The organism is Anaerolinea thermolimosa, assembly GCF_001050195.2.
In the GTDB taxonomy this organism is placed as follows: domain Bacteria; phylum Chloroflexota; class Anaerolineae; order Anaerolineales; family Anaerolineaceae; genus Anaerolinea; species Anaerolinea thermolimosa.
Genome location: NZ_DF967965.1, coordinates 2,010,106 through 2,032,262 on the forward strand (window position 1 = coordinate 2,010,106; position 22,157 = coordinate 2,032,262).

The 22,157-nt window shown below is 52.6% G+C and carries 24 protein-coding genes; 17 read left to right on the top strand and 7 right to left on the bottom strand.

The window, feature by feature from the left end:
• Positions 1-72 precede the first annotated feature (72 nt).
• From ATHL_RS09095 to ATHL_RS09105, 3 genes are all read left to right on the top strand, one after another.
• On the top strand, positions 73-1,449 hold the full coding sequence (locus ATHL_RS09095; protein WP_062192513.1) for a vWA domain-containing protein: 1,377 nt from the start codon (positions 73-75) through the stop codon (positions 1,447-1,449).
• A gap of 155 nt (positions 1,450-1,604) precedes the next feature.
• The gene (locus ATHL_RS09100) at positions 1,605-2,060 is read left to right on the top strand and encodes a hypothetical protein (protein ID WP_062192516.1); all 456 of its coding nucleotides are present in this window, start codon (positions 1,605-1,607) and stop codon (positions 2,058-2,060) included.
• A gap of 69 nt (positions 2,061-2,129) precedes the next feature.
• Complete coding sequence (locus ATHL_RS09105) at positions 2,130-2,429, top strand: YtxH domain-containing protein (protein ID WP_062192518.1); 300 nt, start codon at positions 2,130-2,132, stop codon at positions 2,427-2,429.
• Between the two features lie 97 nt (positions 2,430-2,526).
• Here ATHL_RS09105 and ATHL_RS09110 read toward each other — a convergent pair whose 3' ends face one another.
• Entirely contained in the window at positions 2,527-4,143 is a 1,617-nt protein-coding gene (locus ATHL_RS09110; RefSeq protein WP_062192521.1) for a bifunctional ADP-dependent NAD(P)H-hydrate dehydratase/NAD(P)H-hydrate epimerase, read from the bottom strand.
• Between the two features lie 47 nt (positions 4,144-4,190).
• Here ATHL_RS09110 and ATHL_RS09115 point away from each other — a divergent pair, with 47 nt between their 5' ends.
• A complete protein-coding gene (locus ATHL_RS09115; RefSeq protein WP_062192524.1) occupies positions 4,191-4,745 on the top strand; it encodes a peroxiredoxin family protein in 555 nt (184 codons plus the stop codon).
• A complete protein-coding gene (locus ATHL_RS09120) occupies positions 4,745-5,503 on the top strand; it encodes a prolipoprotein diacylglyceryl transferase (RefSeq protein ID WP_062192526.1) in 759 nt (252 codons plus the stop codon). The genes ATHL_RS09115 and ATHL_RS09120 overlap by 1 nt, the downstream gene beginning before the upstream one ends.
• Here ATHL_RS09120 and ATHL_RS09125 read toward each other — a convergent pair.
• A complete protein-coding gene (locus ATHL_RS09125) occupies positions 5,500-6,513 on the bottom strand; it encodes a polyprenyl synthetase family protein (RefSeq protein ID WP_062192528.1) in 1,014 nt (337 codons plus the stop codon). The genes ATHL_RS09120 and ATHL_RS09125 overlap by 4 nt on opposite strands.
• Positions 6,514-6,516: 3 nt before the next feature.
• Positions 6,517-7,554 carry a type 2 isopentenyl-diphosphate Delta-isomerase gene (gene fni, locus ATHL_RS09130; RefSeq protein WP_062192531.1) on the bottom strand — a complete coding sequence of 346 codons (1,038 nt, stop codon included), beginning with the start codon at positions 7,552-7,554 and terminating at the stop codon, positions 6,517-6,519.
• A 182-nt stretch (positions 7,555-7,736) separates the two neighbouring features.
• Between fni and acpP the strand changes: the two genes are divergently transcribed.
• Positions 7,737-7,973: an acyl carrier protein gene (acpP, locus tag ATHL_RS09135; RefSeq protein ID WP_062192533.1), complete on the top strand. Its 237-nt coding sequence runs from the start codon at positions 7,737-7,739 to the stop codon at positions 7,971-7,973.
• Between the two features lie 62 nt (positions 7,974-8,035).
• Here the strand turns inward: acpP and sucD are convergent, their stop codons facing one another.
• From sucD to ATHL_RS09155, 4 genes are all read right to left on the bottom strand, one after another.
• Positions 8,036-8,905 (bottom strand): succinate--CoA ligase subunit alpha, encoded by an 870-nt coding sequence (gene sucD, locus ATHL_RS09140; RefSeq protein WP_062192536.1) that lies wholly within the window; start codon positions 8,903-8,905, stop codon positions 8,036-8,038.
• Between the two features lie 2 nt (positions 8,906-8,907).
• Positions 8,908-10,044 carry an ADP-forming succinate--CoA ligase subunit beta gene (sucC, locus tag ATHL_RS09145; RefSeq protein WP_062192538.1) on the bottom strand — a complete coding sequence of 379 codons (1,137 nt, stop codon included), beginning with the start codon at positions 10,042-10,044 and terminating at the stop codon, positions 8,908-8,910.
• A gap of 152 nt (positions 10,045-10,196) precedes the next feature.
• The gene (locus tag ATHL_RS09150) at positions 10,197-11,240 is read right to left on the bottom strand and encodes an SPFH domain-containing protein (protein WP_062192541.1); all 1,044 of its coding nucleotides are present in this window, start codon (positions 11,238-11,240) and stop codon (positions 10,197-10,199) included.
• 38 nt (positions 11,241-11,278) lie between these two features.
• On the bottom strand, positions 11,279-11,812 hold the full coding sequence (locus ATHL_RS09155) for a hypothetical protein (RefSeq protein ID WP_162787654.1): 534 nt from the start codon (positions 11,810-11,812) through the stop codon (positions 11,279-11,281).
• A 205-nt stretch (positions 11,813-12,017) separates the two neighbouring features.
• On the opposite strand from ATHL_RS09155, the gene ATHL_RS09160 reads away from it, so the two are divergent.
• The 11 genes from ATHL_RS09160 (at position 12,018) to ATHL_RS09210 (ending at position 22,061) form a co-directional block, all read left to right on the top strand.
• A complete protein-coding gene (locus ATHL_RS09160; RefSeq protein WP_236822359.1) occupies positions 12,018-12,197 on the top strand; it encodes a Flp family type IVb pilin in 180 nt (59 codons plus the stop codon).
• Between the two features lie 229 nt (positions 12,198-12,426).
• A complete protein-coding gene (gene cpaB, locus ATHL_RS09165) occupies positions 12,427-13,554 on the top strand; it encodes a Flp pilus assembly protein CpaB (protein WP_062192549.1) in 1,128 nt (375 codons plus the stop codon).
• Positions 13,555-13,652: 98 nt separating this feature from the next.
• Positions 13,653-14,888, top strand: a complete 1,236-nt coding sequence (locus ATHL_RS09170) for a CpaE/TadZ family protein (RefSeq protein WP_062192552.1) — start codon at positions 13,653-13,655, stop codon at positions 14,886-14,888.
• Between the two features lie 31 nt (positions 14,889-14,919).
• A complete protein-coding gene (locus tag ATHL_RS09175) occupies positions 14,920-16,332 on the top strand; it encodes a TadA family conjugal transfer-associated ATPase (protein ID WP_062192554.1) in 1,413 nt (470 codons plus the stop codon).
• A 57-nt stretch (positions 16,333-16,389) separates the two neighbouring features.
• Positions 16,390-17,355: a type II secretion system F family protein gene (locus ATHL_RS09180; RefSeq protein ID WP_162787655.1), complete on the top strand. Its 966-nt coding sequence runs from the start codon at positions 16,390-16,392 to the stop codon at positions 17,353-17,355.
• A 24-nt stretch (positions 17,356-17,379) separates the two neighbouring features.
• Positions 17,380-18,339 (top strand): type II secretion system F family protein, encoded by a 960-nt coding sequence (locus ATHL_RS09185; RefSeq protein ID WP_062192560.1) that lies wholly within the window; start codon positions 17,380-17,382, stop codon positions 18,337-18,339.
• Between the two features lie 25 nt (positions 18,340-18,364).
• Positions 18,365-19,123: a ComF family protein gene (locus tag ATHL_RS09190; RefSeq protein WP_062192562.1), complete on the top strand. Its 759-nt coding sequence runs from the start codon at positions 18,365-18,367 to the stop codon at positions 19,121-19,123.
• A gap of 13 nt (positions 19,124-19,136) precedes the next feature.
• Positions 19,137-19,703, top strand: a complete 567-nt coding sequence (gene hpf, locus ATHL_RS09195) for a ribosome hibernation-promoting factor, HPF/YfiA family (protein ID WP_062192565.1) — start codon at positions 19,137-19,139, stop codon at positions 19,701-19,703.
• 174 nt (positions 19,704-19,877) lie between these two features.
• Positions 19,878-20,435, top strand: coding sequence for an elongation factor P (gene efp, locus ATHL_RS09200; protein ID WP_062192567.1), 558 nt, complete (start codon positions 19,878-19,880; stop codon positions 20,433-20,435).
• A gap of 77 nt (positions 20,436-20,512) precedes the next feature.
• Positions 20,513-20,878, top strand: coding sequence for a hypothetical protein (locus ATHL_RS09205; protein WP_062192570.1), 366 nt, complete (start codon positions 20,513-20,515; stop codon positions 20,876-20,878).
• A complete protein-coding gene (locus tag ATHL_RS09210; protein WP_062192572.1) occupies positions 20,847-22,061 on the top strand; it encodes a DinB family protein in 1,215 nt (404 codons plus the stop codon). Before ATHL_RS09205 ends, ATHL_RS09210 begins: the two co-directional genes overlap by 32 nt.
• The last annotated feature ends 96 nt before the right edge of the window (positions 22,062-22,157 follow it).

The window sequence follows — 22,157 nt, forward strand, 5'->3', positions numbered from 1 at the left end:
GACTCCTTTCAACCCTGATACGCTCATGGAAGTAGCGCCTTTTCCGACTTCTTCTTAAGTGGGGTATCAATTATGGACCAGAGAATTACCCAGTTTATTGCTGCTTTACGTGCCAGTGGGGTTCGCATCAGCCTGGCCGAAAGTGCTGATGCTTTCCGCGCCATCGACGTGCTCGGAGTGCAGGATCGCGACCTTTTCCACGACAGTCTGCGATCTACTCTGATCAAAGAACAACAAGACATTCCTGTCTTTGAGAAACTATTTCCTCTATTCTTCCAGCATGGAAACCCTCCGGCCATGCAGGATGGTACCCGGAACCTCACCGATAAAGAAGCCCAGATGCTTGCCGAAGCCCTTCGGCAGTTTAATCAGAAACTCCGTGACCTGATGGAAAAACTGATAGAGGGAAAGCCCCTTACCCCCCAGGAACTGAACCAGCTCGATCAAATAATCCATTCTCAGAATTGGGACGATATGCGTTACCAGAGCTGGATGGCGCGCCAGCTTGAAGCGGCACTGAACTTTCGCGAAGTCAGGCAGGCCTTGCAGGAATTACTCCGATTGCTCAATGAACTGGGAATGAACCGCCAGCGCCTTGATCAATTACGCCAGGCCATCCAGGCCAATCAGCGTGCCCTTCAGGAGCAAATCCGCCAGCACGCTGGCGAACGAATTTTACAGAACATGATAGAGAATCAATCCCGCCAGCCCCAGAACGATTTACTCAATCGCCCTTTTCATGCTTTCAGTGAAGAAGATATGCGGCAGTTAAGAGACGAAGTTCGGCGTCTGGCTGCTGCCCTGCGTACTCGCCTGGCATTACGCCTGAAACGCGCCCGCAATGGACAACTGGATCTAAAAACCACCCTGCGTGCCAACCTTAAACATGGTACCGTTCCCATCGAGTTGCGGCACCGAGATCATACCCGTAAGCCCAAACTTGTCATTTTATGCGATATTTCTACTTCCATGCGCTTTTGCTCAGAATTAATGTTAAGTCTGATCTATGCCATCCAGGATCAAATCAGCAAAACCCATGCCTTTGCGTTCATTGACCACCTGGAATACGTGTCACCCTTCTTTGAACATCAACAGGCCAACCAGGCTATCGAACAAGTACTCCGACGTATGCCTGGCGGTCACTACAACACCGACTTGGGGTTTTCTCTGGAAAACCTGCAAAAAGAATATCTCGACACGATTGACCACCGAACCACATTCATCGTCGTGGGAGATGGGCGTAATAACTTCAACGATCCACGCCTGGATATCTTTCAAAAACTTACCCGTCGTGCCTGTGCGACCATCTGGTTGAACCCTGAACCTCCCATTCTCTGGTCTACCGGCGACTCAGATATGTATCGTTATGCACCTTTTTGCACCCGCACTTTTCAGGTCAGCAACCTGCGGCAACTTGCCGCTGCCATTGATCAGCTTTTGCTTCATTGAATCCTCTCTCTTCACTTCTGTTATAATAAATTTAAGCAATCTGGTCAGAAGAACCCATCCGCTGGTCAGAACACCAATGTATCCAATCCACCGGAATCACCAGGAAGACCGGGGACTCAATAACTCTCACCCAACGTGATATAATGGGAGCTATAATGGAAGAAAATCAGCCGGTTTCACAGACATTCTCAACACCAACACTTCCTGCCGGCGAGTCAATGCAACCCACCGGATCACGTAAGGCTCCGATAGGATGGATCATCGGGCTGGTTGTGGTATTGGCGGTAATCATCACCGGAGTGGTGCTTCTCCTTCGCGCCGATAATGACACTACAGCCCGGGTCAGAGACGTTTTTATCATCTTCATGGCCCTGGAGTCTCTGGTCATTGGAGTCGCACTGGTCATCCTCATTGTCCAGCTTGCCACCCTCATCAACCTTCTCAATAATGAAATTCGGCCCATCATTCATGCCACCAATGACACTGTCAACACTATCAAAGGCACGGTGGTCTTCCTGAGTGACAACCTGAGTGAACCAGTGATAAAGCTTAACGAAACTCTGGCAGCCATTGCAAAGTTCTTCCAGATCGTCTGGCCTCGCAAGCGGTGAGTGGTGAGCCTCTCACACCGTTTGAGCAGGTCAATTCAAGAGTAAAACCAGACCGAAAGGAGTAAGATAATGTCAGAACGAGATGAATTCGGCGCCTTCATGATCGGATTCGTAGTTGGAGCGCTCACCGGCGCGGTAGTCTCTTTGTTATTTGCCCCGCAGAGCGGTGAAGAAACCCGTGTTCTTATCAAAGAGCGTGCCATCGAATTGGGAGACCGTGTTTCCGAAGAGATTCAGAAGGTCGGCAGTGAAGTCGAAACCCGATCTGTTGAATATCGCCAGAAAGCGGAAGAACTGGCCTCCAAAGCCCGCACAGCGGTAGAAGAAGCCGCGAAAAAAGGTCAGGAAGTGATCGGCCCGTGTGACTGAGGCCGTACAATCGGTGGCCAAACCCAAAGAGGAAACCCCTCTATAGAACAATCCGAGATACCCAAGATCCGGCCTTGAAGGCCGGATCTTGTTATTTTTACCAGACCAGAGAAAGCACTTCAGGAATGGCATCGATGAGGTCACTGGCCTGAACCGAGGCCGTATGCCCCAGATGATCCGCAGCGGTCAGCCCCGCCCGTGCATGAATCCAGGCCGCGGCAGCCGAAGCTTCATAAGACGGCATTCCCTGGGCAAGTAAGCCAGCGATCATCCCCGCCAGCACATCACCCGTTCCCCCGTGTGCCAGAGCATCGCTCGCCACCGGGATCACTCCCACCCGACCATCCGGACTGGCAATAACGGTAAACGCTCCTTTCAGCACCACCACATGACCCCAGTCACGGGCAAAACGCTGAGCCACGGCTATCCTGTCAGCCTGGATCTCTTGCACCTGAAGACCGGTCAGGATAGCCATTTCACCGGGATGAGGAGTAAGCACCGTCTCCGACGGCAGGAGTTTTGGCCATTCGGGAATCTTCGCCAGGTGCTTCAGACCATCGGCATCAAAAACCAGAGGTGGAAGTTGCCGCGGGCTACTTTCTTCAAGATTGGGCTGGGCCACAGAGACAAAACCCATACCCCGACGGGGCTGAGCGACTTTCCGGGCTTCAAGCAATCGCCGCACAAATTCACCGGTACAATCCTCCAATCCCAATCCAGGCCCCACAAGCAGGGAAGTCGCCCTTCCAAGCGATCGGATCACAATATCAGCTGCCTCTCCATTGATCACGCCCATCTGGTGAGGAAGCAATACCCACGTCACATTCGGGTTGGCTCCAGCCAGCGCCCCGTGAAGCGCCGACGGCACTGCCAGCTGCACCAGCCCTGCGCCTATATTTGCCGCTCCCCCGGCAGAGAGAAGCGCCGCGCCACTAAAATTTAAAGAACCGGCCACGACCATGACAGTTCCGAATGTCCCCTTATGCCCCTCAACCGAACGTTCCGGTAACCATTCATGAACCAGATCTTCCGAAACGACCTCTCTCTGAATTGCACTCCAGGAGGGCAAATCCTCAGGCAGGCCAATATCGACCACCTGTATTTCTCCGCAGTAGGTAAAAGCCGGGAATCGCAATAACCCCATTTTTACCGCCGCCATGCACACAGTAACCTCAGCCGGGATGGTTTCGTCGGCCACCGCCCCGCTGTTGCAGTCAACCCCCGACGGGCAATCTACCGCTACTACCGGGGGGCACACCGATGACTCTCTGACGTGCAACAACACCCCCGCGATCTCCGCTTGCAAAGGCAACCGGGCTCCAGTTCCCAGCACGCCATCCAGCACCACGGTTGAATCTGCCAGCCAGGCCTCGAGCTGCCCGAAGCCCGAATCTCCATCGGCTTCAGCCACAAGCCCTCCCGCCTCAACCACTCGCTGTACAAGGGGATCATCGGAAGGACGAGGTCGCACAAGATAGGCTCTGACACTCCACCCCACACTGGCCAGTTCTGCCAGGGCCACCAGCGTATCGCCCCCATTATTTCCTGGCCCTATCAATCCAAGCGCTACCAGACGGTCCTCATACCCAAAAAGCGAATGAACCACTTCAGCCAGGCCAAGGCCGGCTCTTTCCATCATGTCCGCATACGTCCAACCCCGGGCGTCCGCTTCTCGTTCAATCGCTCGCATTTCATCAACACTAACCAGTTTCATCACAACACCTCACAATCTTGACCTGACGCATGAATTATAATACCTCCATGCTCACCCCCCGCACTTTTACCATCTTCAGCCTGGTCCTTTTAGGATTGAGCGCCACCTGGATCGTCCTCACTCGCCCTGCGCCCGGGGTACTGGAAAACCCAAGTCTGACACTGGCTCGTCCGGGATTTCAGGCGCCTGACTTTGAACTGCAAACCCTCACTGGAGAGAGCGTGTCTCTCTCTTCCTTACGCGGGAAGCCAGTTATCCTCAACCTCTGGGCATCCTGGTGCCCGCCCTGCCAGGCCGAAATGCCTTCCTTTCAGCATGTGTATGAAGATTATCATGAGAGAGGGGTAGTCATTTTAGCAGTCAACCTCACCCTTCAGGACCGCGAGGAAGATGCCCGCCAGTTCGTGCTTAAAAACCATCTTTCTTTCCCTGTCTTGCTGGACTCTGGTGGCAATGTTGAAAGGCTATATTCTACGCGCGCTTTACCCACCACTTACTTTATCTCTGCGGATGGAATCATTCGCGAAAGAGTAATCGGGGGGCCCATTGCTGAAGCCCTGTTGCGAGCCCAAGTTGAGCGTTTACTCCACGAGGCACCCTGATGTTCCCCGTCCTTCAACTAGGTCCACTGGTCATCCAAACCCCGGGATTGGTTCTGCTCTTGGGATTCTGGGCTGGTATGGAGCTTGCTGAACGTCATGCCGTTCAACGAGGCATCCCTGAAGGTCGGGTGTATAACCTCATCTTGGTTAGCCTGATCACCGGTCTGCTCGGTGCGCGTCTGGGTTTTATTGCTCAATACCCGTCCGCCTTTGCTTCCTCCCCACTCAGTATATTCGCTCTTAGCCCTCAAATGCTATCGGTACCCTCTGGGTTGCTTGTCGCTTTCCTGACTACCCTGATCATCACCCAGCGTAAAAAGCTACCAGCCTGGACCACCCTGGATAGTCTGGTCAGTTTACTGGCAATGATGACTGTAGCATTAGGCATAGCGCATCTTGCGTCAGGAGACGCCTACGGTCTACCCACAGCGCTTCCCTGGGGAATAGAACTCTGGGGCGATCGCCGTCATCCAACCCAGCTTTATGAAACAGTGCTGGCGCTGCTGGTACTGGCTTTACTCTGGCCAGCCAGGAAATACCGCTACTCAGCATGGATTCAACCTGAAGGAACACGCTTCTGGGCGTTTCTGGCGCTTTCAGCGGTTTCCTGGATCATTACCGAAACCTTCCGGGCTGAAGGCACATTAATCTTTGGAGTGCGCCAGTCTCAGATCGTTGCCTGGCTGATTCTCGGTATCAGTGTATGGGGGTGGAGAAAACGTCTTTTCCCCGACCAAACCTCGCCGGAACGCTCCTAGCGACGTCTAGCCAGCAGGCGTTCGGCCAATTCCTCCAGGCAGGCAGCCTTGCAGTCTTCTCCAACGGCATCTTTCAACGCCTGCTTTGCCTCAAGGGTTAATTGCTCTGCCGTCGAGAGGGTAAACTCTTGAGCCCCTGCAGAGTCTAACATTGCTACAATTTCGCTCACTTCAGATGGCCGAATTTCACCCTGCTGCCAGCGCCTGGCAAAGGTGTGGTCTTTTTCCAGAGCATATAACACCGGAAGTGATTTCTTCCCTGAAACCAGGTCACTCTCGGTAGACTTGCCAGTGAGGGCCGCATCTCCCCAGATTCCCAGCCAATCATCCAGAACCTGAAAAGCCAATCCCAGCTTCACCCCAAATTGAGAGAAAGCCCTGCGTCGTTTTTCATCAGCTCCAGCAATCAATGCCCCCAACTCGGCACATCCACCGAGAAGAGCAGAGGTTTTACCGGCAATCATCGGCCAGTAATCTTGTAAAGACAGGTCATGTCGGGTTTCATAGGCCAGGTCGAGGTATTGTCCCTCAGTCAAGCGTAAGCAAACGTCCTGGAGAATACGATGTGCTTCCAGCGCAATCTCTGAAGAGGTGGTTTTAACCAGACCATGTAACGCCCGAAACGCCAGTGTGAACATAACATCTCCGGCGTTGATCGCCTGTGCAACCCCCCACTTAACCCATACCGTAGGCCTCCCCCGGCGAACCTCACTGTGGTCTTGAATATCATCATGAATCAGGGAGAAATTGTGCAGCAACTCAACCGCAATAGCAGCAGGAAGGGCGTTGTGCCAGTCTCCATCCGCCGCCTGGGTGCTTAAAAGGGTCAGTACAGGCCGAATACGCTTTCCCTGTGCTTCCCTGCCAGATCCTTCTCCTTCCCACCCCAAATGATAGGCCAGCATTCCGCGAAGTTCAGGATATTCCGGGTTGCACCCATCCGTAACCACCTGTTTTAGCCCTGCTTCAATCTCCGGAAGCATTTCTTGAATCACATTATCCAGGCTCATGCTCTACGCCTCTCCTTCCCGAATTAATGGAGTTTCCGATAACGCCCGGAGAGAAGCCGCCCCAACCCCAAACATACAGATACGGATCTCACGGCTGATCTCCTCAATCGTATCTACCACCTCTTCAACCGATTGATTAGCGGCTTTAAGAAATGGACCGGCCATTCCCCCCAGTGTCGCTCCCAGAGCGATGCATTTAGCAATGTCTACCCCATCTCGCAGCCCTCCTGATGCAAACACCAGCACATCCGGGGCTGCCTGGCGCACCATGGAGATCGATTCGCTGGTGGGAATTCCCCATCGGCGGAACGCTGCAGCAACCCGGCGCTGACGTTCTGTGGGCAAGCGGTACATCTCAACCTGCGTCCAGGAGGTGCCACCCGCACCTGCCACATCAATCGCTGCCACGCCTGCCTCTGCCAGCAACCGGGCAGTTCGTTTAGAAATTCCCCAGCCTACTTCTTTCACAACCACAGGTACCGATAATTCACGACACACCTTCTCAATTTTGCGGGCCAACCCTGCAAACCGGGTATCGCCCTCCGGTTGAATCGCTTCTTGCATCGAATTGAGATGTAAAATTAATCCATCGGCTTCAATCATCTCCACAGCCCGCTTGCATTCGTCAACAGTATACCCATAATTCAGCTGAACAGCCCCAAGATTGGCCAGCAGGAGAATATCCGGCGCGTAAGATCGCACCTGAAAAGAAGACTGCAGCTCAGGATTCTCCAGCGCAGCTCGCTGTGACCCGACACCCATGGCCACCCCACATTGCTGGGCGGCTTCGGCCAGTAGCCGGTTGATCATCCCGGCACGATCGGTTCCGCCGGTCATCGATGAAATGAGCACAGGAGCGTTGAGTTGTCTGCCAAACACGGACACTGAACAATCAATCTGTTCAAAATCAATCTCCGGCAGGGCTTCATGAACAAAACGGTAGCGTTCCAGGCCCGTGGTTAACCCTGACTGAACGTCTTCTTCAAGGTTAATGCGGATATGGTCAGCTTTTCGAGAGGAGGTAAAAGAAGTATCTGGCATAATCGGAGTCCTTATGGTAAAAGCAGTATACCAGAGGGACATTGCACCTGCAAAAGGCTGTAAAATCCCGGTGCGGCCTGATTCCCACGCGCCGAAACTTCCTGATCAAAGCAGCCTTGACAGATACTTAAGGAACGTTACAATTCAAACAACAACCCCTGATCTTACCCCGGAGGCTTAACATGAGCAGCACATTTGAAGACGTGAAGGCAGTCATCATGGACGTGATGAAAATCGACGGCGATGAAATCACGATGGAGACACGTTTCGTCGAAGATTTAAAAGCCGATTCAATGGATCAATTTTTTCTCATCGACGGCTTCTGCGAAAAATTCGGCATGACTATCAGTGATGAAGATGCTCGCACCATTCGCACAGTGGCCGATGCAGTGCATTACATCGACTCTCATCGCAGCTAATCTTGCCCGGGCTTTCATGGCTCGCGAACAGGCCGCCCATGGGCGGCCTGTTCGTTCCTTTTTCAACCTTTTACCAGCAAACCCGGGATCTCTTCTGGATGACGAGCCACGCGAACCCCGGCAGTCTCCAGTGCTCGAATTTTCTCACGGGCAGTACCTTCTCCTCCTTCAATAATCGCACCGGCATGCCCCATCCGTTTTCCAGGAGGGGCTGATTGACCAGCAATGAATGCTGTTACCGGTTTGGTCATTTTCCGAGAGATGTATTCAGCGGCTTTTTCCTCATCAGAACCGCCGATTTCACCGATTAACACTACCTGATCAGTGTGAGGATCGGCTTCAAACATTTCTAGCACATCAATAAAATTAGTGCCGTTGATCGGGTCGCCCCCAATGCCCACACACGTACTGGCCCCCAGGCCCACCGCCTTGAGAGCGTAAAGCACCTCGTAAGTCAGCGTTCCCGAACGAGACACAACTCCGATATTTCCCGGAATGGCAATGTTGTTGGGTATGATTCCAACTTTACACTCTCCCGGGGTCAACAAACCGGGGCAATTTGGCCCCACCAAACGGATTTTCCTGGTGTCCAGATAAGCCCGCACACGCATCATATCCAGAACGGGAATGCCCTCGGTAATACAGACAATCAGCTCAATCCCGGAGTCTGCGGCTTCCAGAATGGCGTCGGGAGCAGAGCGTGCCGGGACGAAAATGACGCTGGTATTTGCGCCGGTTGTCTGTACAGCACTGTGCACGGTATCAAAAACCGGAATTTTCCCATCCAGCACCCACTCACCACCGCGTCCCGGGGTAACTCCTGCCACAACATTCGTTCCGTATTGCACCATCTGGGTCGTATGGAATAAGCCTTCATTACCGGTGATTCCCTGCACCAACAAACGGGTGTTTTTATTGACCAGAATGCTCATCGCTACGCCCCTTTCGCAATTGCGACCGCCTTTTGAGCGGCCTCCAGTAATGTTTCTGCGGTAGCCATACGCGCTTCTGCAAGCAACCGCCGGCCCTCCTCAGCATTCGTTCCGACCAGGCGAACCACCATCGGCACTTTTGTCTCAACTTCGCCCAGGGCAGTGAGAATTCCCCGTGCCACTTCATCACACCGGGTAATTCCTCCAAAAATATTGAACAATACCGCCTTAACCCGGGCATCTGACAGGATAATTCGTAAAGCCGCTGCCACTTTATCGGCGCTTGCACCACCCCCGATATCCAGAAAATTGGCTGGCTCACCTCCACAGAGATGAATGATATCCATCGTGGCCATCGCCAGCCCAGCCCCGTTGACCATACAGCCAATTTCGCCGTCCAGACTAATATAAGAAAGGCCAAATTTACGGGCTTCCACTTCGGCCCAATCCTCTACATCCAGATCACGCATCTCGTCCAGTTCGGGATGGCGGAAAAGAGCATTATCATCCACCACCATTTTTCCATCCAGCGCCAGCAGACGCTGCTCCGAGGTGATCACCAGCGGATTGATTTCAGCCAGCGTAGCGTCGTTGGCCTGGTATGCCGCCCACAACCCGGCTGCAATTTCCATAAACGGTCGCCATAAAGAGCGGGGCAGGTCAATGCTAACGGCCAGGTCGCGAGCCTGGTAATCTCTCAAACCCAGGAGCGGATCAATATACACTTTAATGATCTTTTCTGGCGATACACGGGCCACCTCTTCAATATCTACCCCGCCGGCTGCCGAAGCCATCATCACGGGGCGTCTGGCGGCACGATCATTGGTGATTCCCAGATAAATTTCTTTGGTGATACTCACCGCCTCATCTACCAGAACTTTTCGCACCGGCAAACCTTTGATTTCCATACCCAGGATCATCGTTGCCAGTTCTTCGGCTTCCTTGGGGGTTTTCGCCAGGCGAATTCCACCCGCCTTACCACGTCCTCCCACCAATACCTGCGCTTTAATCACAACATGCCCGCCAAGCTCTTCTGCAAAATGGCGGGCTTCACTGGCAATGGAGGCAATCCGTCCGCGAGGGATCGGAATCCCATAACGACTGAACAGCTGTTTCGATTGATATTCGTGAAGTTTCATACCACTCCCAGTTAAGAAAACCCTTGGATAACGACCAGCCCAAATGAGGACAAACCCTATTATTTATAACATAAATCAGGCCGCTGACTGCGGCCTGACAATGGGTTATTGTTCCATATGAACCATCAATGGGTTGCATCCATGTGTGAGAGCTAACCTTTCAGGAATTCTTCCAGGGCTTCTTTGCTGATACGGAAGGCGCTCCCAATTTTCCGCGCTTTTAAATCGCCAGCATTGATCGCTGCCAGAACGTCTTCTTCAGAGACCTTGAGAATCGCCGCCGCTTCCGATGGAGTCATCACCGCCGGAATAACTGGAGCACCCGTCGAAGATCCACCACCTCCCTGTGGTTGGGCCTGGCTTTGCAAAGACTGTGAAAGCACATTCCCAATCCCCATTCCTGCTCCAATCCCAGCAGTTAATCCGGCACCGCCGCTTGGATTCTGCGCGGCATCTCGCATGGCATCTGCAGCCTGCAGACGGGTGTAGGTATCCATATCCAACACCCCCATGGCACGCAGTTCTTCGGCAGACTTTTCGGAGGGCTTCAGGTTAGCAATATAAAAACTCTTAAGCGTCAGACCAATGGCGGCAAAATCGTCCTGCGCTTTGGCTCGAACCCCGGCGCCCAGCTCTTCGGTAAGCCCGATTAATGCAGTTACATCCACTTTTGCCGCAGTCTCACCCAGCAGATCCTGGAGTTTTGAAAGGAGCATTGTACGTAATCGGTTCTCAATATCCGCTGTGCGATACATGCCCTGCGCGCCAACGATCTGAGTTACAAACTGTTGGGGGTCACGCACCTGGAAGCTATACGTTCCAAACCCTTGCAGAAGGGCCAGCCCCAGCCCCATACCCGGGTTGCGGACAAAAATGGGCTGAGGAGTGCCCCATTTTCGATCCGCAAATTCGCGCATCGAAACAAAATAAACCTCTGCCGTAAAGGGCGTTCGGTCTCCAAAGGCACGGCCCAACAAATCGGTTAACAACGGCACATTGGCTGTGCTGATGGTATGCCGCCCCGGGCCCAGCACATCCAGTGCGTGACCATCACGGAAGAAAACCGCCCGCTGTGCCTCACGAACGATCACCTGAGAACCAAAACGCAGATCGGCCACCCCGGTTTCGGGGAAACGATGGACGATCTCATCTGCCATTTCACTGGGGTATTCAACAACATCAAAAATTCGGGCCATAGAATCCTCAACTTCCTTTGATCACCAATCCCATCAGATTACGCCTGGGCAGGTTTTGCCCCACCGAGGATTACCTCAGTGCGTTTATCGAATGCCTCAATACATTTCTGCGCCTGTTGAGTCAACTGGCGGATCGCCGCTCCCAGCCCTTCTGTACCCATTGCAGCTTCCACATTGTCGATGGCGCGCTCCACTTCATCTCCTGCCTCGAGCAACGAAAGATCGTACTGGTATAGCATGGCCAGTTCATCCGAGTTAATCTTCACTGCATCAAAAAATCCCGCATACCCGTACGAAGCAGTGCGAACCCGGTCGGTAAAAGTGCGCAACTTAATGACCGCCGCCTCCAGATCATCCACCCAGGATAACCCACCCTGACTGATCAAATCACGTTGCAGAGCAGAAATCCTCTGGCCCAACGCATCAAAACGCCCGGCAATGGTCTCTCGTAACAGTTTGTCTGCGGCCCGCCGGTTTGTTCGATCCACATAACCCTTGAACCCCGGTACCTTACCAAGCAGTTTCTTGAAAAGATCCTGCTCATCCATTACACGACCGAGTATGTCACTCATGATTCCTCCTCATTGATCTACCCAGGATGCACTTGAATAGCCTGCACCTATTTGATTATAGCGACAAACCATCAAAGGAACAACAAAACTGCAATAAAACTCATCAAGGAAGTGTCAAATCTTGAGTGAGGCTGTAAGGTTCCTGTAATGTAAAAAGGATTGTAATCCACCTCCCACACGCTATAATAAAGTCAGGTTGAACCAAATGCAAATTCGCGACAGGAAGGAGGTGAAAACCATGTTGTTCGCACCGAAAGAAAAAGGTCAAGGACTGGTAGAGTACGCGTTGATTCTTGTTTTAGTTGCAGTAGTCGTCATTGTTATTCTTGCGCTGCTCGGCCCGGCCATTGGCAATATCTTCAGCAATATCGTCAATCGCATCTAGGCGGTTTTCTAAACCACTCTTCACGTCCAAAAAAGGCTCTGGCCAACAGGGCCTTTTTTAATAAAAAATTTCATGGTTGAATTCAGAAAACGGTGGTGGCAAGAGTATTGCAACTCAATGGGTAAATCAGAGATTAAAAGCTCCATTTCAGAATTGACGTATAATAAAGCATGTATTGGGAAGCTAAAATCTCATTTAACTCACCCTCAACACATATCAGGAGGCTAAAATGGCAGCAGGTGGGAGACGCCGGGGACGAGTTTTCATTCTGATCGCATTAATATTAATCCTGCTCCTGGTGCTGGTCTGGGCAGTTATGCGCTTAATGAGCCCCACTCAGCTCAGCTCGGGAATTCAGGAGCCAGTGGCTCAACCAACGCCAGTAGAAGAAATGGTAACCATTGTAATTTCGGTGCAACCCATCGCTCGAGGCGCTGAGTTCACTGATGCGGTCGTTACCACTTTACCCTATCCTAAGAAGGATCTGGTTGAGGGAGCTTTCATCACCGATATCAACGAAGTGCTTGGGAAACGGGCGCGGTTCAACCTGGAGGCCCGCACCCCCATCACCTCTTCCATGATTGTCGACCCAACCATGAAGAACTCCCCCGCCGCGTTCCAGATTCCGCCCGGTATGGTGGCCATTCCCATACCGGTGAGCCAGCTGTCGTCGGTGGCTTACGGGCTTGAACCGGGTGATCATGTCAATGTCATTGCTTCCCTGCTTCTGGTGGATATTGATCCTGGCTTCCAGAGCAAGCTCCCCAACAACATCGGAGTTGTCGAAGCTCCCGGAGCTGTCGAGGGTGGCCCGACAAAGTCTTCCTCCACCATCACCAAAACCGATGGCATGGCAGGTCGCACGGAGCTCGATCCAACCCTTGGGCAACCAGTCTATGTGATTCCCTCTGAACCACAGCGCCCACGCCTCGTCAGTCAGACGCTCATTCAGGACGCCATTGTGCTGCAAACCGGTAACTTCCCCCAGCCTGGTGAAACTGTGCTGCAACCGGGCCAGGCAGCTCCAACCCCTGTACCAGGGCAGGAAGCCCAACAGCAGACCACTCCCAAGTTACCAGATACCGTGACCCTGATTGTGACCCCGCAAGACGCCGTCACTCTTAACTATCTGATCCTGGCTGGTGGTAAACTGAACCTGGTCATGCGCAGCGCTGGCGACTCTCAACGCATTGCCACTGAGCCGGTGACCTTGCAGTTCATTCTGGATCAATACAATATCCCCAATCCTGCCAAGCTGCCTTACGGACTGGAACCCCGGTTGGATAGTATCCCCTCCACCGTCAGCCCCTTCCCATCTACATCGTCCAGCGGGCAACAGCAGGTTCCTCCGCAGTAGGTTTGAAACGAGAGGATGTCCGGTCATTTGAAATAAAGCATTGCACAGGTGCCGAGGGGGCAGGCGCCTGTGTATAAGTTAACGGATCAGGAGAATTTATGCCGCCACAGGAACGCATTCGGGTTTTAATTGTTGACGACATTGCTGAAACCCGCGAGAATATTCGCCGCATGTTGCAATTCGATGCCAATATCGAAGTTGTAGGTGCAGCGCGTACCGGGCGCGAGGCCATCGAAGAAGCCCAGCAAAACAAACCCGATGTCATCATTATGGACATTAATATGCCCGACATGGACGGCATAACCGCCACCCAGGAGATTAAACGCAAGCTCCCCTTCTGTCAGGTGGTTATCCTCTCGGTTCAGAGTGACCCCAGTTATATGCGGCGTGCCATGCTGGCCGGAGCACGAGATTTTCTCACCAAGCCCCCCATGATTGACGAGTTAACCGACGCCATTCGGCGTGCAGGGGCTCTGGCTCAGGAAGAGAAAAAGAAAACTGCTCAGGCCTTCCCGGTCATTTCGCCTGAAGGAGGTACACCCGCTGCCCCACAGGTGATCAGCCTGGGAAAGGTGATCACTGTATACAGCCCTAAAGGGGGCACCGGATGCACCACCCTGGCTACCAACCTCGCCATTGCTTTCAAAACAGAAGATCGGCGGGTAGCCCTCATCGACGCTAATCTGCAATACGGCGATGTGGCAGTATTCCTAAATGAGCAGGGGAAAAACACTGTTCTTGATCTGGCGCTCCGTGCCGACGAACTGGATCCTGACATTGTGCAAGAAGTCATGGTCACGCATCGCGCCAGTGGAGTTGATGTTCTGGCAGCCCCTTCCCGTCCTGAGCTGGCCGATAAAATTAATGGTGAGCAGTTTGCAAAACTGATAGAGTACTTGCGCCGCATCTACAATTACATTATCATCGATTCAGCAACCTTTTTAACCGACGTCGTACAGAGTGCCCTGGACGTTGCCACGGTCATTGTACTTGTCACCACCCAGGACATTCCTTCGATCAAAAACTGCAATCTCTTCCTCACCCTGGCAGATGCCGTCGGTCTAAAAAGAGAACGGATTATGTTTGTGATGAATCGTTATGATAAGAGGGTGGCCATCACTCCCGAGCGGGTTGGTGAAAGTCTGCGTCAGCCAATTGTTACCGCTATTCCCTTTGACGAAAAGATCCCCGTTAACGCAGTCAATCGCGGTATACCATTTATGCTGGATAACCGGACGCAACCCATCGGAAAGAGCATTCTGGCCATGGCAGATTTAATCAAAGAACGCATTCAAAAACTGGAGCTGGCAGAACTTGAGAACCCAAAAACTTAACGGTACGCTCCTTCCTGAACGGAGGTAACTTATGTCGATCCTGAAACGCATTCAGGGAAATAATAATTCGAATGGTGGCTCCGCTCCACCATCCACATCGGGCATCAACCCCCCGACGTCCCCCAACCTGCAGGCGGCCCGGCGGGTGGCTGCACCGAGCATCCCCTCCGCGCAAGACACCTATCAGGATCTCAAATCTCGTGTTCAAAGTAAACTGATCGCCGGGCTCGATCCAACCTCCGATCCATCCAAAGTTGCCGAAGTACGCCGAACGATCCAGGAACTCTTTGAACAAATTCTCACCGAAGAAAACATCGTTCTCTCCCGGCCTGAACGGGCGCGGATGTTCGAGCAAATCGCCGCCGAAATTCTCGGCCTTGGCCCCCTGCAACCTCTTTTGGATGATGACACCATTACCGAAATCATGGTCAATGGTGCCAAGAGTGTCTACATTGAGCGCGGTGGACGTCTGTATCGGGCACCGGTCACCTTTGAGAGCAACGAACACGTCATGCGCATCATTGAGCGCATTGTCTCACCCCTGGGACGCCGCATTGACGAGTCCAGCCCCTATGTAGATGCCCGTCTGGCAGATGGCTCGCGTGTGAATGCGGTCATTCCCCCCATCTCGTTAATCGGCCCGGTGCTCACCATTCGTAAATTCGCACGAAAGCCGATCACCGTAGAGCAATTGATCCAGTTCGGCTCGATCACCCCAGAAGCAGTCGAGTTCCTGAAAGCGTGTGTTGCTTCCCGTATTAACATTGTGGTTTCCGGAGGTACCGGTTCCGGTAAAACTACCCTCCTCAATGTCCTATCTGGTTTCATTCCTAACGATGAACGTATCGTCACCATCGAAAACGCCGCCGAGCTTCAGTTACGTCAGGAACATGTGGTGACTCTGGAATCTCGTCCACCAAACATTGAAGGCAAGGGAGAAATTACCATTCGGCAACTGGTAATCAACGCCCTGCGCATGCGCCCCGACCGCATCATCGTGGGTGAGTGCCGTGGAGAAGAAGCCCTGGACATGCTCCAGGCCATGAACACCGGCCATGACGGTTCCATGACCACCCTCCACTCCAACAGCCCACGCGACACCCTGGCCCGTCTTGAAACCATGGTTATGATGGCCGGGATGGACCTCCCCGTTCGCGCTATTCGCGAGCAGGTTTCCTCCGCCATTGATTTGATCATCCACCAGGAACGTATGCGCGATGGGTCACGTAAAGTAGTCAACATCACCGAAGTATCGGGCATGGAGGGAGACGTGATTACCACGACCGATTTGTTCGTCTTCGAGCAGGTGGGGTACGAAAACAATAAAATCATTGGGCGTCTCCGACCGACCGGCTTACGCCCGAAATTTATGGAAAAGATCGAAAGCTCAGGGATTCACCTTCCACCGAGCATTTTTGGTATTGGCGAACGCCGTCGATTCTAAAAGATGGTTCCTCACACTCTTCCCTGAGCAAGAAAGGACAAGAGCATGGTCCTCGATATGACCCTAATCCTGATCATCGGAGGAGCCCTGGCGGTTGTGCTCCTGATCGTCGGCATTATCGTGTCTGTAACCAGCGAACGTTCTCTGGTTGAAGAGCGCTTGGGACGATACGTAGAATCTCCCCGTCCGTCTCAGAAGGAACGCCAGGTGCAGGCTCCGGTCACGGAATGGCTCAATAAACAGGTGGCCAGCTCTTCGCTTGGCGAAAATATCAGTCGGGAACTCGCTCGAGCCGATATTAAACTGAAGGCTGGAGAGTACGTCGTCCTGATGGGCCTTTCGGGCTTCATAGTCGGCTTCCTTATTTATTTCATCGCCGATAGGAGCCTCCTTGCCTCGATGGCAGGCTTTGCTGTCGGGTTATTCCTGCCACGTTTTTATGTACGCTCGCAACAAAACCGCCGCCTGATCCGCTTCAACGAACAGCTTTCCGACATGCTTAACCTGATGGTCAATGGATTGCGGGCCGGATATTCCACCATGCAGGCCATGGAAGCGGTCAGTAAAGAACTGCCTCCCCCTATCTGCGATGAATTCCGCCGGGTGGTGCAGGAAATGCAGCTGGGTGTACCCATGCAAACCGCCCTCGAAAACCTCCTGCGTCGCATTCCAAGCGATGACCTCGACCTGGTGATCACGGCCATCAATGTACAACGCGAAGTAGGTGGTAACCTCGCCGAAATTCTGGATACCATTTCCTTTACCATTCGGGAGCGTGTGCGCATCAAAGGCGAAATCCGAGTTCTCACAACCCAGGTGATGTATTCAGGGCGCTTCCTTGCCATGATGCCAATTTTTGTTATGGGCATTCTTTACCTCTTAAATCGTTCCTACATGATGGAATTCTTCAAACCCGAGAACAACGCCAACCTGCCCTGCGGTTATATTGCCCTGGTATGTGCAGCTATTCTCATCATTAGCGGGTACGTAGTTATGAACAAGATCGGCGATATTGAGGTATAGTAATACTAGCAGGAGTGAACACCTATGAACTTCGTGACCATCCTCATCGGAGTTGTGGCTCTCATTATCATTGGCGTGGTAGCTCTGGTGTATATTGGTTTGCGTAATCCGCAAACTACCGACGAGCGCATTTTACAAGCCCGCCTGGAAGAGTTCAACCGACGAGGTGAAGAGGTAAACCTCGAAAAAATTGAGCTCTCTCTCCCTTTCCAGGAGCGTGTCATCTACCCAATGGCGCGCAAGCTTGGAGAGATTGCAGTTAAATTCACTCCCCAAAATGCCCTCCAATCCATTGCTCGAAAACTCGAACTGGCCGGAAGTCCGGGTCGGCTCGATCCAACGGTTTTCCTCGCCCTGCAATTCATTGCTGCCGGAACTTTCGGAGGCATTCTCTTTCTGGCCATTACTTTTGGGCGGGTCAACTGGCCCATCGGCCAGCGCTTCCTGATCATTCTTGGCGGAACTTTGCTGGGTTTTTTCTTCCCTCAGATCTGGCTCACCAGCCGCATCAATCGACGGCAGAAAGAGATTCGCAAAGCCATGCCCGACGCACTTGACCTTCTGACCATCTGCGTGGAAGCCGGGCTGGGTTTTGACGCGGCCATGGCCAAAGTGGCCGAAAAATGGGAATCGGAGCTTTCTCTGGCCTTTGCCAGAGTCATTCAGGAAATCCAGCTTGGCAAAATCCGCCGTGAGGCCCTTCGCGATATGGCAGATCGAATTGGCATCCCTGAGATGACCAGCTTTGTCGCCGCAGTAATCCAGAGTGAACAGCTCGGCGTTAGCATGGCCAAAGTACTCAGAATCCAATCCGACCAGATGCGCGTCCGACGCAGACAGGCCGCCGAAGAAGAGGCCCACAAAGCGCCTGTCAAAATGCTCATTCCTATGGCTTTACTGATCTTCCCTTCGCTGATGATCACCCTGATGACTCCTGCCGCACTGCGGCTGATGAACTCGGCACTCGCCGGGATGTTCCGATAGCACCAGGAACAAGGAGAAATTTCTCATGATCACGTCGGGCCTGCAAAAGCGCCCGGCAGCGGTTGCTTATCATCTCTTCTGGAACGCCGTTGACTGGGTTTTTCCACCTACCTGTGGAGGGTGTAATCGAACAGGGGAGCGGTGGTGTGAACAATGCCAGAAGAGTACCCTCCTGTTAGCCGAAAACCTCTGTGAGCGTTGCGGAAATCCCCTCCCGTCAGACGGTCACTGCCCGGAATGCGACCGACAACGGCCTGTGTTCACCGCGTTACGCTCTTTTTGCGCTTACCAGGGGCCTGCTCGGAAAGCCATCCATCGTTTAAAATATCAGAGAGACCTTGGAATGGGCGAAGCTCTGGCTCAGGTTATGAGTCCGTGGGTTGCTTCACTTCAATGGCCTGTTGACGTCGTCACCAGTGTTCCCTTAAGCCCGGCAAGGCTGAAACAAAGGGGATACAATCAGGCTTCGATGATTGCTCTCCCCCTTGCATGGGAGATGGGGGTGCGTTTCGACTCGGGCCTTTTACATCGAGCACGAGAGACCTCTTCCCAGGTTGGCCTCTCCGCAGCCGAACGGATAAAAAACGTGGACGGAGCTTTTTATGCCCAAGGAAACCTTCGGGGGAAAACGGTGCTGGTTGTTGACGATGTTATTACTACAGGGGCCACCATGAATTCCTGTGCCTCGGCGCTTTTGACAGCCGGAGCGAGCGTAGTTTTTGGGCTGTCCTTCGCCAGGGCATTACTTGCCGACCATCAGGTCGAACCCGATCCCATTTTTTAATAAGGAGGATGTTATGACACTCAAGGTCGAGATTTACCATAAGAATATTGAACCCACAGAACGCATTACCGAGTATGTTACCAAGAAAGTTTCAAAACTGGATCGTTATTTGAACGATATCGAAGAAGCCAGGGTGGATCTCGGTTATCGAAAATCGATGCGCAACCCGGCAGACCGTCAGGTTGCCCAGATCACCTTACGAGGGCCAGGGTTCATCCTTCGAAGTGAAGAACGCTCCGACGACCTTTTTACCGCCATTGATACCGCTGTTGACCGTATCCAGCGCAAGATTGAACGTTTGAAAGGGAAAAGAGTTCGTGGCCGGGGCGACGGCACCCCTGCTTCAGCCGTTTCTGGTGAGGCTACCACCCCCGTGGAAGAAGAAGAGGAAATGCCCATCATTGCCCGACGAAAAGAATTTACCCTTGTTCCCATGGACGAACTGGAAGCGATTGAGCAAATGAAGGCTCTCGGGCACGAAAACTTCTTCATTTTCTTCAATGCAAACACCAATGCGATTAATGTACTTTATCTCCGCCGCGATGGGACGTATGGTTTAATTGAGCCACGCCTGGGCTGATTCGTCCCAAAACACCAGCCTGATACAACTCTATGAAGGCCCGCACCGGTCTGGGATTATCAACCAGACCGGTGTTATTGTTAATAAAGAATAGAGGAATATCATCTTGTCACCCTTCCAGGCGTTTGCTATAATTCCGACTGTTCGTTATTTCATTTCAAGAGGCAAGTTTTTATGATTGATGTCAATGATCTACGCAAGGGCGTTATTTTTGAACTGGATGGGAATCTGTTCCGGGTGCTGGAGTACAGCCACCACAAGCCCGGACGAGGGAATGCGGTGATTCGGATTAAAGCGCGGAACATGCGCACCGGAGCCACTTTGGAAAAAACCTTCACCTCTGGCGACCGGGTTCAAGACGTCCGGCTCGATTATCATAACGTCCAATACCTGTACAATGATGATCGATTCTATTATTTCATGGATACTGAAACCTTCGAACAGGTAGCTGTTGACAAGGAAATGCTTGCTGATTCTGCGGGTTTCCTGAAAGAGAACATGGAAGTCAAGCTTACCCTCTACCAGGGCACCCCGATGGACATCGAATTGCCCACTACCGTAGATCTGAAAGTAGTTCGTGCCGAAGCCGCCGTCCGCGGTGACACAGCGACCGGGGTTACCAAAAAGGTTGAGGTAGAAACTGGGGCTCAGGTAGAAGTGCCACTCTTTGTCAATGAAGGGGATACCATCCGCGTAGATACCCGCACCGGCACTTACGTCACCCGTGTCTAGATTCTGTTTCATCTGTTGAAAGGCTTATCGGGAACCCTGCCTTCAACCGAGGCGGGGTTCTCGCTAAAGAAAACCTTATGCGCACCCCGGCAGGAACCGAATGCCCATTTTTCTACGGTAATTATTTTCGCGGACGTTCGCAGGAAGAATGCCGTCTGATCGGCAATCAGCCCCGCCCGCACCACTGGACGCCAGACCTGTGCCGTACATGTCCGGTGCCGGGAATCACCCTGGCCAATGCCTGCCCGGATATGAAATTAAAAGCTCTGGTTCACACATCCTGGCTGGGGTTGATTCGAAGAGTCAAAATCTCTGCGTATTGCTTTCGAAGTGAAGCCCCGGTTAAAGACCCTTATATCGGCTGTGGATTATGCCATCCCCTTCCACCCGCTTTGACCAACGAGGACCAAAATGACGTGCACCCTCCTCCTGGACCTGGATGACACCCTTCTCACCAACAATATCGAAACCTTCTTACCGGCATACCTGAAAGCTCTGGGGGAATATCTTGCAAAATTCATCCCTCCGGACAGGCTTGCGCGCGAGTTAATGCGGGCAACTCGTGCTATGGTGGATAACCAAAACCCGGTCTATTCCCTCGAAGAAGTCTTTGACGCCCATTTTTATCCCGCTGTAGGTTTTTCCAAAGAAGCCCTCCAGGAACGCATCACCCACTTTTATGAAGTGGAATTCCCCAAATTAGCGCATCTAACCAGCCCGCGGCAAGAGGCCATCCGCCTGGTGAAGAGTGCAATGGACCAGGGCTGGCAGGTCGTCGTCGCAACCAATCCTCTTTTCCCACGGCGGGCGATCGAACACCGCCTTCAATGGGCAGGACTGAAAGTGGAATGCGTTCCTTTCCGTTGGATCACCTCGTATGAAACCATGCATTTTGCCAAACCCAATCCAGCCTATTACGCTGAAATCCTCGGGCGGTTGGGCTGGCCGCAGGAGCCCGTAGTTATGATCGGCAACAGTCTGGAAGAGGATATCCTTCCAGCCGCAGTGATCGGTATTCCTACCTTCTGGTTGGATGAAACGGACGCCACATTACCATCCACGGTCGTTCCAGGCAGTGTAAAAGGTAATCTTGCCCAGGCGGAGGGCTGGTTTTCCCGGATGCTCCAACACCACGATCCCTGCCCCCTCACTCCAGAAGCTATCCTCGCCAATCTGATCTCCACCCCTGCAGTGTTCGATGGCATGAAACGCGACCTTCCACCCGGGGAATGCAACCGAAAACCCGAACCCGATGAATGGTGTTTCACGGAGATCATCTGTCACCTGCGAGATGCTGATCGGGAGGTTAATCTTCCCCGGTTAAGTCACATCCTCGCCCAGGAGAATGCCTTTATCTCAGCCGTTAATACTGACGAATGGTCAGCGACTCGAAATTACTGCGATGAAAATTTGGGATTAGCCCTGCATGGATTCGCCGCCGCTCGAATGGAGCTTGTGCATCAGCTGGAAAAGCTTTCTGACGATGACTGGAATCGTCAGGTACGCCATGCCATTTTTGGCCCCACATCCCTGCTTGAATTGATGCGTTTTATCACTACCCACGATCGCAGCCACATCCAGCAGGCCATTCAAACCCTAGCCTCCGTTCGTTCAACAGGCATATAAGAGTTTGATAAGAACCTTTCTCTTTTTCGACCTAAAAATTGATAAGCTGGGGTGAGATTGGTATAATCTGTTCAGCAGTCTTAATTTTTTGAAGAC